Origin of the sequence: Streptomyces sioyaensis (assembly GCF_004122735.1) — a bacterium.
In the GTDB taxonomy this organism is placed as follows: domain Bacteria; phylum Actinomycetota; class Actinomycetes; order Streptomycetales; family Streptomycetaceae; genus Streptomyces; species Streptomyces sioyaensis.
This window is the reverse complement of the sequence record NZ_SDIF01000019.1, coordinates 51,858-64,257: the sequence shown is the minus strand read 5'-3', so window position 1 is coordinate 64,257 and position 12,400 is coordinate 51,858. Positions and strand designations below refer to the sequence as shown.

General features: G+C 72.5%; 13 protein-coding genes. 8 read left to right on the top strand and 5 right to left on the bottom strand.

The window, feature by feature from the left end:
• The first annotated feature begins 130 nt into the window (after positions 1–130).
• The 6 genes from EST54_RS09650 to EST54_RS09625 all read left to right on the top strand — a co-directional run bounded on the left by EST54_RS09650 (position 131) and on the right by EST54_RS09625 (position 4,856).
• Positions 131–550 (top strand): TOBE domain-containing protein, encoded by a 420-nt coding sequence (locus EST54_RS09650; protein ID WP_129247053.1) that lies wholly within the window; start codon positions 131–133, stop codon positions 548–550.
• 465 nt (positions 551–1,015) lie between these two features.
• Positions 1,016–1,201, top strand: a complete 186-nt coding sequence (locus tag EST54_RS09645; protein ID WP_006606533.1) for a hypothetical protein — start codon at positions 1,016–1,018, stop codon at positions 1,199–1,201.
• A 16-nt stretch (positions 1,202–1,217) separates the two neighbouring features.
• Positions 1,218–1,919 carry a hypothetical protein gene (locus EST54_RS09640; protein ID WP_239012552.1) on the top strand — a complete coding sequence of 234 codons (702 nt, stop codon included), beginning with the start codon at positions 1,218–1,220 and terminating at the stop codon, positions 1,917–1,919.
• Positions 1,916–2,899 carry a DUF6895 family protein gene (locus EST54_RS09635; protein ID WP_129247051.1) on the top strand — a complete coding sequence of 328 codons (984 nt, stop codon included), beginning with the start codon at positions 1,916–1,918 and terminating at the stop codon, positions 2,897–2,899. Before EST54_RS09640 ends, EST54_RS09635 begins: the two co-directional genes overlap by 4 nt.
• Positions 2,896–3,816, top strand: coding sequence for a DUF6895 family protein (locus EST54_RS09630; RefSeq protein ID WP_129247050.1), 921 nt, complete (start codon positions 2,896–2,898; stop codon positions 3,814–3,816). The genes EST54_RS09635 and EST54_RS09630 overlap by 4 nt, the downstream gene beginning before the upstream one ends.
• On the top strand, positions 3,816–4,856 hold the full coding sequence (locus tag EST54_RS09625; RefSeq protein ID WP_129247049.1) for a serine hydrolase domain-containing protein: 1,041 nt from the start codon (positions 3,816–3,818) through the stop codon (positions 4,854–4,856). Before EST54_RS09630 ends, EST54_RS09625 begins: the two co-directional genes overlap by 1 nt.
• Before the next feature lie 19 nt (positions 4,857–4,875).
• On the opposite strand, the gene EST54_RS09620 is transcribed toward EST54_RS09625, so the two are convergent.
• The 4 genes from EST54_RS09620 to EST54_RS09605 all read right to left on the bottom strand — a co-directional run bounded on the left by EST54_RS09620 (position 4,876) and on the right by EST54_RS09605 (position 10,267).
• Positions 4,876–6,906, bottom strand: a complete 2,031-nt coding sequence (locus tag EST54_RS09620) for an ATP-binding protein (RefSeq protein ID WP_129247048.1) — start codon at positions 6,904–6,906, stop codon at positions 4,876–4,878.
• Between the two features lie 95 nt (positions 6,907–7,001).
• The gene (locus EST54_RS09615; protein WP_167511513.1) at positions 7,002–8,828 is read right to left on the bottom strand and encodes an alkyl/aryl-sulfatase; all 1,827 of its coding nucleotides are present in this window, start codon (positions 8,826–8,828) and stop codon (positions 7,002–7,004) included.
• Positions 8,829–9,116: 288 nt separating this feature from the next.
• Positions 9,117–9,557 carry an SPW repeat protein gene (locus tag EST54_RS09610; RefSeq protein ID WP_129247047.1) on the bottom strand — a complete coding sequence of 147 codons (441 nt, stop codon included), beginning with the start codon at positions 9,555–9,557 and terminating at the stop codon, positions 9,117–9,119.
• 137 nt (positions 9,558–9,694) lie between these two features.
• Positions 9,695–10,267 (bottom strand): histidine phosphatase family protein, encoded by a 573-nt coding sequence (locus EST54_RS09605; protein WP_129247044.1) that lies wholly within the window; start codon positions 10,265–10,267, stop codon positions 9,695–9,697.
• Positions 10,268–10,576: 309 nt separating this feature from the next.
• Here EST54_RS09605 and EST54_RS09600 point away from each other — a divergent pair, with 309 nt between their 5' ends.
• Positions 10,577–10,795: a CbtB domain-containing protein gene (locus EST54_RS09600; RefSeq protein ID WP_129247042.1), complete on the top strand. Its 219-nt coding sequence runs from the start codon at positions 10,577–10,579 to the stop codon at positions 10,793–10,795.
• Between the two features lie 15 nt (positions 10,796–10,810).
• Positions 10,811–11,563 carry a CbtA family protein gene (locus EST54_RS09595; protein ID WP_129247040.1) on the top strand — a complete coding sequence of 251 codons (753 nt, stop codon included), beginning with the start codon at positions 10,811–10,813 and terminating at the stop codon, positions 11,561–11,563.
• Between the two features lie 106 nt (positions 11,564–11,669).
• On the opposite strand, the gene ribA is transcribed toward EST54_RS09595, so the two are convergent.
• Positions 11,670–12,350 carry a GTP cyclohydrolase II gene (gene ribA / locus EST54_RS09590; RefSeq protein WP_129247096.1) on the bottom strand — a complete coding sequence of 227 codons (681 nt, stop codon included), beginning with the start codon at positions 12,348–12,350 and terminating at the stop codon, positions 11,670–11,672.
• Between the last annotated feature and the right edge of the window lie 50 nt (positions 12,351–12,400).

Below are 12,400 nucleotides of genomic sequence, written 5' to 3'. Positions count from 1 at the left end.
GGCGGCACGGAAGACGACTAGAGTGCAGCGGACAGAACAGGAAATACGCCCCAAAAGCCAAAGGCCCCTCAAGCCAATGGCTCCTCAAAGCCAGCAGCCCCTTGCTCCCCCTCCCGGTGAGGCACCGCCCATGAGCCTGAGCATCCGCAACCAGATTCCCGGCACCGTCCTCTCCGTCACCCCCGGCGAGGTCATGGCGACCGTCAAGGTCCGTCTGCAAGGCGGCCAGGAGATCACCGCCGCTATCACCCGGGAAGCCGTGCAGGAACTTGCCCTCGAACCGGGCTCCGTGGTGCGCAGCCTGATCAAATCCACCGAGGTCGCGCTCGCCACCAGCACCCTCGACGGCGTCAGCATCCGCAACCGGATCCCCGGCACCGTCACCGAGGTCGCGGCCGGCGGCGCGATGGCCGGCGTCAAGGTGGCCGTCGCGGGCGGTGAGCTGACCGCCGCCATCACCAAGGACGCGGTCGACGACCTGGGTCTGACGGCCGGCTCCGAGGTCACCGCGCTGATCAAGTCGACGGAGGTCGCCCTCGCCACCGGCTGAGCCCGGCGGCATCGGGGCGGGGTCCCGTCCGGCCGGGGGCGCGGGGCCGTTGCCGGCGCGCGGGCCCTGGAGCCCCTCGACCGCAACCGGAGACTGCCGGACGAGCCGCTGTTGGCGAAAGACCTACCGGCCGGTCACACCGCCGGTGCGGGCGTACAGCCGGCCCCCGGAGCCACCGCGGCAGCCCTCCCGGCAGGCGCCGCCGCCACGTGGATGCATCCGAACAGAGCAGCCCGCTCCGCCATCGGGGCAACATTCCCACCCGGAGCACCACACCGCTCTACTCCATCGACACCCGGCCTCATGATCACTAACTCCTCTTTCCCGCACGGGAGTTGAGACGCACGGACTGACTGAGACTCCATCACCGTCGCCCGAAAGATGAGCACTCGTCCGATTTCTCCCGTTGCATCCGATAAATGACGATGTGAATCTGGTATCCCATTCGTCGAAGGAGTTGATCGCATGGTTACGGATCGCACAGCGCCGGTCGAGACGGCCACCCTGGCCGCCGAGGTCGAGGGACTGCTTGAACCCGCCGAGGCCGACGGCGTTTACCGCGATACGCGCGAGTGCACCTCAGCACTGCTGTTCTTGGGACTGCTGCTGATCTCGCCGCCCACCCCCCGGCCCAAGACTGACAACCGATAAGGCTGAGGGGAAAGCGTTGGCTGAACAGACGCAGGGAGCAGTCCCGCTCAGCGCTGTGATTGCCGATGCCGCAACCGGGGTCGCCCTCGCCCTGCGGGGTGAGGGCGGCCCTTATGCGTTGTCCGGCATTCTGCGGCACAACGACGCGCTGACTCCGGCGGCGGTCCGGGTGCTCGGCGCCGATGCGCTCGCGCCGTACGCCATGGAGCACCGCGGGGCACCCGTAGGCCCCGAGGACGAAGCGGTGGTCCGGCAGGCGCTGGCGGCCTATCCACCGGGCGCGGACGCCTCGGAGGTATCGAGGTGGACCTACCGGGGCCTGGTGGAGGCCTCGCACGCGTTTCTGCCCGCGGGCGCACAGCCCTGGCCCGCACCGCCCGAGGCCGCGACCGGCTGGGTCGACAGCACGCCCTGGCCCAAGCTCTCCCACCGCGTGTCCCAGCTCGCGGCGCTCGCGCTGCCCAAGCTGGCCCCGGGCCTCGCCGAGCAGCTGACCGCGCGCACCGACGACCTGTCCCGCGGTTTCGTCCGGGCGGTCCGCCGCCGGGACTGGCTGCAGGCGGCCGGTCTGGGGCGCTGGCTGGCCCGGCTGCCCGACGTGGCACCGACGCTGGGGCTCGACAGCGGGCTGGCGTTCGTCCGCCAGATGGGTGGTGCGGACCCCCGGGTGGCGCTGCACGTCGTGGCGGCTCAGCGGTTCTACGGACGGGGTTGGTGACCGGCGGCCGGGGCGACCCCGGGCTGCTGGACCGGATGGTCCGCGGCAGCCTGGGGTGGCTGGACGAAGCACGCGGCTTCTTCCGGCTGCCCCCGAACGTGACGACGGACGCCGACCCGAATCTGACCCTCAAACCGCTCGGTGAACTCGCCGAGCTGACCCAGCTGATCGGGGTACTGCACCCGCGGGACGAGATCCGTCAGGCTGCCCGCGGGCTGTTCGCGTTCGCCTGGAACGAGACCCGGGACGGTGAGCTGTTCGCCGAGCTGATCCACGGGGAGCCGTTCGCCACCTATCCCGTGGAGCTCTACGGGACCTTCGCCCAGGCCGGGCTACGGCACGCGGACGCGGACGCGCTGGTACAGACCACGACCCGGCTGCGCGGCTGGCGGGTGGCCCGCGAGGATCACACCCGTACCCTCAACGTGCTCAACGCGGAGCGGCGACTCGGGCTCCGCCAGCACGCCGACTTCGCCTCCGTGCTGGCGCTGACCGGCCTCGGCCGGCTGCCGGAGCCCTGGACGCTGGACCGCAAGTCGGTCTACGGCGTGACCCATGACGTCTTCCACCTCACCGACTGGGGGCGCAACCGGCAGCGGCTGTCCCCCGAATTCGCCGGCTATCTGCGGCTGTGGCTCCCCTCCTGGCTGGACACCTGGCTGGAGGAGGAGATGTGGGACCTGGTGGGCGAGCTGCTGGCCGTGACGGCCTGCCTGCCCGCCGCCCCCTTCGATCCGGTGGCCTGGCAGCGGCTGGCCACCGCCCAGGCGGCCGACGGCAGTGTGCCCGAGATCGGCGCCGCGCCGTCCTCGGGTGACCCGGCCGAGGCCTTCCTGGCCTGCTACCACTCCACCCTGGTGACCGCGTTCGCCGCCACCCTCGCCCGGATCGCCTGCGACGAGGCCGAGGCCGGTCCGGTGGCCGGGGATCCGGCGCTGGTGGGCGGGCGGACCCCCTGCGAAAGCGAGAATGCCCCGTGACCGTGACGGCCGCGTCCCCCGCCCTGCTGCACGCTGTCGGCGACCGGGCCCTGACCTGGCTCGACAACCACCGTGAGCACTTCCGGCTGACCGCCGGCGACCTCGCCGACAACGTCGCGGTCACCGAACGGCTCAAGCCCATCGGGGAGCTGGCACTCAATATGCAGGTGCTGTTCCGGGAGGGGGTGGCCGGCTCCCGGCAGAAGGCCCGCGCCGGACAGCTGCTGGACTTCGCCTGGCGGGAGCTGCTGGACGGCGGCAATGTGCTGGCCCGGCTCCAGCAGGACGAGCCGCTCTCCCCCGTGCCGGTGGAGGTCTATGCGACCTTCCACGAACTGGGCCACCGCCATCCGGGGCTGGAGGCGACGCTGGAGGTCTGCCGGCGCACCGCCACCTGGGCGACGCTGGAGATGGTGCCCAACCGGCGGCTCGGTGTCCTCAACGCCGAACGCAAGCTGGGGCTGCCGCCCAGCAGCGACTTCGACCAGGCCATGGCCCGTACCTGGCTGGGGCAGCTGGCCGAACCGTGGACGGTGCAGCTGCACATCGCCTACGACATCACCCACACCGTCTTCCACCTCACCAACTGGGGCGAGGCCCCCGAGCGCATCCCGCCGGCCGTCGCCGACTATCTGACGCGGTATCTGCCGGCCTGGCTGGAGGACTGGGCGGACCTCGAACACTGGGATCTGCTCGGCGAGCTGCTCGTCGTCGACGCCTGTCTGCCGCGGCCCGCCCTGGACGCGGAGCTGTGGGAGCGGTACGCCGCCGCGCAGTCGCCCGAGGGCGCGATGCCGATCCACCAGCAGATGCCGCGGGGCGATGCGGCCCAGGTCTTCGATCAGGTGCACCACCCCACCCTGGTCGCCGCGTTCGCCTCCGCGATGGCCACCTCCCGGGCGATGTCCGCGGTCTGATGAGCCCCGACCTCGTGCAACCGGCGCTCGGTGACCGCCTGGCGGATGCCGTCACCCTGATCGACGCCCCCGATGTCGTGGTGGCCGTCACCCGGCACGGCCGGCGGACCGTGATGACCGGCGGCTCCGCCCTCACGCCGCCCACCCCACGGCATGCGCTGCGCTACGAACTGGGGTCGCTGTCCAAGACGTTCACCGTGCTGCTGCTGGCCGACCTGGCCCGGGCCGGCGCGCTGTCCCTGGACGACCGGCTCGCCGTGCATCTGCCCGAGGTGCAGCCGGCGCATCCGCAGTCGCGCCGGATCACCCTGCGGCATCTGGCCACCCACACCTCCGGGCTGCCGCGCATCCCAGCCGATCTGATCCCCGGCGCGCTGGTGAAGCCGTACGACAACGGCTACGCCCGCTACGACACCGAGCGGCTGCTGCGCGCCTTCGCCCGGACCCGGCCGCGGAACCGGCCCGGCACCCGCTGGCGCTACTCCAACTTCGGGCTGGCGCTGCTCGGCCCGGCCATGTCCCGCGCCGCGGGCGCCGGCTACGCCACCCTGCTCGCCGACCGGGTGCTGCGCCCCCTCGGGCTGACCGGCACGACGCTGGGGCCCGGCACCACGGGCACCGACGCCATCGGCCACCGCGCGAACGGCGTGACGCCGGTGCGCAGCACCGAGATGGGTGCCTTCGTCGCCGCCGGCTCGGTCCGCGCCACCCCCGGCGATCTGCTCACCTACCTGGAGGCGCTGCTCTCCCCCGACGGCACCCCCCTGGCCGGGGCGCTGCGCGACGTCCAGGTGCCGCTGCTACGGCGCGGCTGGCGCAAGCGCCACACCCACACCCTGACGTGGTATCAGCACCCGTCGCCGCGCGGACCGTTGCTCTTCCATGTCGGTGCGACCTTCGGCCAGCAGGCGTTCCTCGGCTACCACCGGGCGTCGCACACCGGCGTGGTCGCGCTGGCCACCCGCCGTGGCCGTACCTGCCGGATGACCGGCACCGCCTACGACCTGCTGTACGCGCTGGCCGGCGAGGCCCCGGACTGAGCCGGGGGGCCACCGGCCCTCACAGGTCGCCCGCCAGGATCCGGGGCAGGGAGGTGCCCGGGCACTCCTCGCTGGCCTGATGGAAGGCGTCCGCATAGGCCTCGTCGCCGATCGCGGCGCGGGCCCGCTGTTCGCACTTCTCGCGCACCGCACGCAGTTCCGGGGTGCCGCGCTGGGGGTGCCCGACGGTGCGCCAGACGGCCTGGCCGCTGCCGGAGACGCGGGCGGCGGCGGCACCGTCGCCCTGGGCCGCCAGCGCGGCCGCGAGCAGGTCCAGGCCGAGCGCGATCCCGAATTTGTCGCCGATGCCCTGCTTGGCCGCGAGCATCGCCCGGGCGTGCTCCGCCGACTCCTCGGGCCGGTCCTGGAACAGCGAGATCAGCGAGAGCTGGTAATCGGTGTAGGAGCGGGTCCAGTACTCGCCGCGCTGCACACAGCCGTGGCGCAGCGCGGTCGCCTCGGCGCGCGCCTCGTCGAGCCGGCCCAGACCGGTGAGCGCGAAGATCTGTACGAGGTGACAGCGCAGCCGCCCGGGAGAGTCGAACGGGGCGTGCGGCGGCGGGCCCAGCACCTGGGCCGCGACGGTGTGCGCGGACATCGGGCGGCCGGCCATCAGATGGGTGAGGCCGATGAGGTAGCCCGCCTGGAGCACCGCCTCCGCGTCCCGGGACTCCCGCGCGGCGCGCGCGCACTCCCGGCCCAGGGCCTCGGCGGAGGCCAGCTCGCCCTGCAGCAGCACGGCGACGCCCAGCGTCCACAGCGCTCTGGTGCGGGCCGGGCCCGGGCCCGGGTGGGCGGCGAGCGCCCTGGCCACATAGTCGCGGGCCTCGTGCAGATGGCCGCAGCAGCTCCAGATGAAGCCGATCGAGGCGCCGAGTTCCTGGGCCTGTTCCGGATCGGTGGCCAGGAAGTGGTCCAGTGCGGTGCACAGGTCGACATGGGCGTCGGCGATCCGGCCGTACCAGGCGAGCTGTTCGGGGCCCAGCCAGCCCTGCTCGGCCCGGCGGCCGAGGGTGGCGAAGTGGGCGGCGTGCCGGTCGGCGAGGTCCGTCGTCTCGGCGAGTTCGGCCAGCCACATCCGGCCGTACTCCCGCAGGGTGTCGAGCATGCGGAAGCGGGAGCCCTCGCGGGTGAGCACCGACTTGGCGGCCAGCCCGGCCAGCGCGGTGCGTACCCCCGGCCCGGTGAGCGGCCCGCCGGCGCACACGGCGCTCGCGGACTCCTCGTCGAAGGTGCCGCGGAAGACGGACAGCCGGGCCCACAGCAGCCGCTCCAGCGGGGCGCACAGCTCATGGCTCCAGCCGATGGCGCAGCGCAGGGTCCGGTGCCGCGGCGGCTGCACCGGGCCGTCGCCGTCGAGGGCATCGAAGCGGGAGGTGAGGCGGGCGGCGATCCGCTCGACGGAGCTGTGCGCCAGCTGGGCGCCGGCCAGTTCGAGGGCCAGCGGGATGCCTTCGAGGCGCCGGCAGATGGCGGCGGCGGCCGCGACACTGCGCGGGGCGGTGAGCCGCCGGCCGGGGGCCGCGGCGCCGGCCCGTTCGGTGAACAGGGCCAGCGCGTCGTTGTCGCCGGTGCAGGACAACGGTCCGATCTCGGTGGTCCACTCGCCGACGATGTCCAGCGGCTGTCTGCTGGTGACCAGGACGGTCACGCCCGGGGCGGCGGTCAGCAGATCGCCGAGCAGGTCGCGGCAGGCCTCGACGAGATGCTCACAGGAGTCCAGCACCAGCAGCAGCCGTTTGTCCGCGAGCCATTCGCACAGCGCCGCCACCGGGGACCGCGCCGAGTGGTCGGCCAGCCCCACGGCATCGCAGACGCCGGCCACCAGCCGGCCGTCACCCAGCAGGGGCCACAGATCGGCCCAGCAGACCCCGTCGCGGAACCGGGGCGCCGCGGCGCGCGCGGCCCGCATCGCGATCCGGGTCTTGCCCACACCACCGGGGCCGGTCAGGGTGACCAGCCGGTGCTCCGTCAAGTCGTTGCCGATCCGGTGCAGTTCAGCTCGTCGACCGATGAAGGTGGTCGACTCCTCGGGAATGTTGCTCACCACCGGCCCAGTTTGCCCCAGCCGGGGTGTACGGAGCAGCCCGGTGGTGTCAGCGCGCCGGGGCACGAGGTTGACGGACCGCCCCGCGGACGGGCCCGTCAGGGGGTGACGACGGGGAAGGTGGGGTGCGGGGTGCTGACGAGGCCGAGGAGCTGGTGCAGTGCGCCGCTCTCGCCGTTCTGTGCGCTCTCGCCCGGTCCGTGGCCGGTGAGCAGGCCGAGCAGTTGCGGCTTGGTGAGGGTCAGCGTGAGGTCCGGGGTGTGCTCCTTGGTCGGGGTGGGCGCGCCGGGCGAGCTGAGGTGGGTGAGGGCGCCGTGGGAGAGCGTCAGATGCCAGGTCCGGTCCTCGTCGGGGAGGTAGAGGTCGAGGGTGAGCGCGGTGGACCAGGCGCGGGGGCCGTCGATGCGGATGGCGAGCGAGTCGAGGAGCTGGTCGACGCTCAGGGCCCGGGCCAGCTCGGGGTCGGCGGTGTCCGGCGAGGCCTCGGCGAGGGTGCCGCGCAGTTCGCTCGCACCGGTGAGGTAGAAGTTGCGCCAGGCGCCGTTCTCGCAGCCGTGGCCCAGCCGCTCGTAGACGAGGGCGAGTTCGCGCCGGGCGCGGAGGTTGTGGGGGTCGGCGAAGACGGCGTGGTTGAGCAGGGTGGCGGCGAACCGCAGATCGCCGTCGGCGGCGTACCGCTTGCCCGCGTCCACCGTGGCCTCGATGCCGCCCATGGTGTCCACGTAGCGTCGGGCCTGCTCGGCCGGCGGATGCTCCCACAGATGGGCGGGGTTGCCGTCGAACCAGCCCAGATGGCGCTGGTAGATCGCGCGGACGTGGTGGCCGAGCGAGCCGTAGTAGCCGTGGTGGGCCCAGACCCGCTCCAGCTCCGGCGGCAGCCGCAGCTCCTCGGCGATCTCGGTGCCGGTGAGCCCCTCGTTGAGCATCCGCAGCGTCTGGTCGTGCAGATAGGCGTACAGGTCGCGCTGCCCGGCCAGCAGGGCCGCCACGCGTTCCTTGCCCCAGGTCGGCCAGTGGTGGGAGGCGAAGGCGACCTCCGCCTCGTCGCCGAACAGGGCCAGCGCCTCGCCCACGTACCGGGCCCAGGCCCGGGTGTCGCGGACGGCGCCGCCGCGCAGCGTCAGGACGGTGTGCAGGGTGTGGGTGACGTTCTCGGCCAGGCAGAGCGCCTGATGCGCCGGGAGGCTGAAGTTCATCTCGGCGGGGGCCTCGGTGCCGGGGGTGAGCTGGAAGACGGTACGGATGCCGTCGACGATCTCCTCCTGGCCGGTGCTGGTGATGTCCACGGTCGGCGGGATGAGGGTCATGGTGCCGGTGGAGGGGACGGTACCCAGGCCGCAGCCGATCTGGCCGTCCGGCCCCTTGGGGAGCCCGGTTCCGTACAGGTAGACGGCGCGCCGGGCCATCGCGACGCCGGCGTCGACGTTGTCGCCGACCGCGTGCGCGAGAAAGCCGGCCGGCGCGAGGACGGGCACGGGGTGGTGGCCGTGCGGCAGCACGCCGCGGGCCCCGCCGAAGTGGTTGGCGTGCGAGTGGGTGTAGATCAGGCCGGTGACCGGCCGGTCGCCGCGGTATTTGCGGTAGAGCTCCAGGGCCGCGGCGGCGGTCTCGGCGGAGCGGAGCGGGTCGATGACGACGACGCCGTGGTCGCCCTCGACCAGCGTCATGTTGGCCAGGTCCAGGCCGCGCGTCTGGTAGAGGCCGTCGGTGACCTCGTACAGACCCTGCCGGCTCACCAGCCGGCCCTGCCGCCACAGGCTCTCGTGCGCGGTGTCGGGGCAGTTGCCGGCCAGGAAGGCGTAGGCCTCGGCGTTCCAGACCACCCGGCCGTCGTCCATGGTGATCTCGGGCGGGTCGAGCGCCGCGATGAAGCCGCGGTCGGCGTCGGCGAAGTCTTCGTGATCATCCACGGGCACAGCGGTCACGGGACGCCACCTCTCCGGGGCGAGGGGCCACAGTCGGAGGACCCATGCAACCGATTTAACCGAATTTACCCGGTGACCGCATGCGTGCGGGCGGGCCGCCCCGCCACGGCGTGCGCCCCTCACCGCACACCCTCACCGCCCCGTCCGCCGCCCCCGGACTCCGCCCCGATGACCCGCGGCGGCCGGCCCTCCCGGGGCCCGGCGCGCCCGCGCGCAGAGCCGCCGGCCGGCTCGCCCCGAGGGGCGTACGGTCGGCGGCTTGTCGCACGCTCCCGCGGGGAGCGCGCCTCAGGTGGCGCGGCGGCTCTTCGACGCCGCGGCGACGCACATCGCGCCCAACAGGAACGTCAGGGCGCCGACGACGACGTTGTTCCAGATGACGCCGGCGTCCGGAGCGCTGCCGACGATCCAGGGCGAGATGATCATCCACACGCCGATCGCGCACATCGCGCCGCTCAGGCCGTACATCCGCTCCGGTGTCACGGTGAACCCGACCGCCAGCAGGGCGATCGCGATACCGAGGATGAGGTTGTGCGTCACGAGTGCCGGCTGTGCGGCCGTGAAGTGGAGGATCCACGGCGAGACCGCGCAGTACAGGCCGACCAGGAACACCGGTCCGTCGACGAGTACCACGTCCCGCCCGCCGAGTACCCGGTCGTACCGGGCCTGCATCTCCGATGCATCGGGGTGACCGGCGAGATCTCCCCTGTGGTGTGAGACGTCGGCCATGCGACTCGCCTCCTTCGTTCGCAAGCTGGCCGTTTCCGCGCGGCATAGGACCACGCACTTTTTATTCTGCGCTTATGTCGCCTTTATGTGTAGATGAGAGGACAGATGAATTGTGAACCAATGCCGCCGCACCGCCCTCACCTGCGGTCCAGCGCCCTCCCCAGGCTCAGATTCCAGCGGCCGCCGCGGCCGCTCAGCTCGGTCACGGTCAGCGGCGGAACGTCCAGCCGCCAGAAGGCCTCCTCGGGCACCCGGAGGGCACACACCGCCGCGGCACGGACGACGTCCGGCTCGACGACGGCCAGCACCCGGCCCCCGTCCCGGGCCGTGCGCGCCAGCCAGCCCGCGATCCGCGCGCACAGCTGCCGCAGCGACTCCCCGCCGTGCGCCGCGAAGTCCGGGTCCGAGAGCCAGGCGGACACCGCGGCCGGATCGCCGTCGGCGACCTCGGCCAGGGTCCGGCCGCGCCAGGCGCCCATCGCACAGCCCGCCAGCTCCGGCGCGGACCGGACCGCAAGTCCGAGCTCCTCGGCGGTCTGCCGGCACCGGACCGAGGGCGAGACCACGCTCCGCTCGACGGGCGGCAGCGCTCCGGCGGCGGCCCGGGCCCGGCGCCGCCCGGCCTCGCTCAGCGGGCCGTCGTCGTCGAAGCGCACCTCGCGCTGGGCCTGCCCCGCGGCCGCTGAGACCAACATCACCCGAGTTGTCATGCTCTCTTCTTTCGCTTGCCGCCCGCGACGGCAACCTCTCGACGCCGCAAGGGAGTTGACCGTCCGGCGCGCCCTGCCCTGCGCCTCTCCGCCCCCTCGGGGGCCTTGGCCCCGGGGGCGGTCCGCGGTACCTTCCCGATGATATTGACGACGACATGACGGAAGCCGGTGGGATCCCGGCGCGGTCGCGCCACTGTATGTCCGGTCTTCACCAGCCCAGCAGGGCCGGAACCGGGCGAGCCAGACCCGGCATGTTGTCGCGCACTCCACCGACAAGGGACGCGAGTTCCCCGCACAGGAGGTTCTGCCATGGCTCAGACCATCGCACCCCCGGCCACCGGCGCCGTCACCCCCGCCCCGCTCCCCCTCAAGGCCCTTGCCCCCTGGGCGCTGTTCTTCGGCGTCCTGATGCTCGTGCTGCTGTACTTCATCGGCGCGGAGCAGGGCGCGACCTCACTGCTCTCCGGTACCGACGTCCACGAGTGGGTCCACGACGGGCGCCACCTCCTCGGTTTCCCCTGCCACTGATCGGACGCCGCACCCATGAACTCCGTCACCATCAGAGCTCTTCTGGTGCGCGGGATGCTCGCCGGGCTGGCAGCCGGTGTCCTGGCCCTCGTCGTCGCCTTTCTGCTGGGCGAACCGCAGGTGGACGCCGCCATCGCGTTCGAAGAAGCACACAGCCACGAACACGAGATGGAGGTCGTCAGCCGCGGTCTGCAGTCCACTGCGGGGCTGGCGACCGGCGTGCTGGTCTACGGCGTGGCGCTGGGCGGGATCGCCGCACTGGCCTTCTGCTTCGCGCTGGGGCGGATCGGCCGCTTCGGTGCCCGGGCCACGGCCGTGCTGCTCTCCGGAGCGGCGCTGCTGGCCGTCTACCTCGTACCGTTCCTGAAGTACCCGGCCAACCCGCCGTCCGTCGGTGACCCCGACACCATCGGCACCCGCACCACGCTGTATTTCCTGATGATGCTGCTCAGCGTCCTGCTGGCCGTCGCCGCCACGATCCTCGGGCGGCGGCTGGCTCCGAAGCTGGGCAACTGGAACGCCACGGTCGCGGCAGCCGCCGCGTTCGTGGTGGCCGTCGGCCTCGCGTACGCGTTCCTGCCGGCTGTCAACGAGGTGCCCGCCGACTTCTCCGCCACCCTGCTCTGGCAGTTCCGGCTGTCGGCGATCGCCATCCAACTGGTGCTGTGGACGGCCTTCGGGCTGGTCTTCGGTCATCTCGCGGAGCGTGTCCTGCCGGCCCGGCAGGAAGCCGCCGCGACCGAGAGGGCGGCAGCCGCCGCCTCCTGATCCGGCGGTCCCGCCGGCCGGATCACCGAGGGAGGGCCCGCGACCACACGGTCGTGGACCCTCCCTCGTGGCATGCCTGGCCACCCGCGCGGACCGGCCGGCCGCGTCAGGACAGCCCGGTGATGCCGTCCAGATGCGGCAGGTCGTGGTCGAGGCGCTCCCGCTTGGCGCGGAGGTAGCGGATGTTCTCCGCACGGGGCGGCATCAGCAGCGGGACCTGTTCGGCGACGGCGACGCCGTGCCGCACCAGCGCCTCGCGCTTGCGCGGATTGTTCGACATCAGCCGCACCGACCGCACGCCCAGGTCCTGCAGTATCTCGGCCGCGGCGCCGTAGTCGCGGGCATCGACGGGCAGCCCGAGCGCGATGTTCGCCTCCACCGTGTCCAGCCCGCCCTCCTGCAGCTTCATCGCCTGGAGCTTGGCCAACAGGCCGATGCCGCGGCCCTCGTGGCCCTGGAGATAGACCAGAATGCCGCGTCCTTCCGCCACGATCGCGCGCAGCGCCGCGGACAATTGGTCGCCGCATTCGCAGTGGGTGGACGCAAAGGCATCGCCGGTCAGGCATTCCGAATGCATCCGGGCCAGCGTCAGCTCGCCGGCCACATCGCCGTGGACCAGCGCCACTTGCTCGATGCCGCTGCGGTGGTCGAGATAACCGACGGCGAGAAATTCGCCGTATGTGGTGGGCAGCCGGACCTCCACCACCCGTTCCACACCCGGTTTTTGGCCAAGAGCATCGTCGAAAGCAACACGGAGGTTGCGCACGGCATCGTCGTCGGGGTCCATCATGGCGTGATCGTACCCGCGTGAGGAAATGATCGTCAGGACTCACTCAG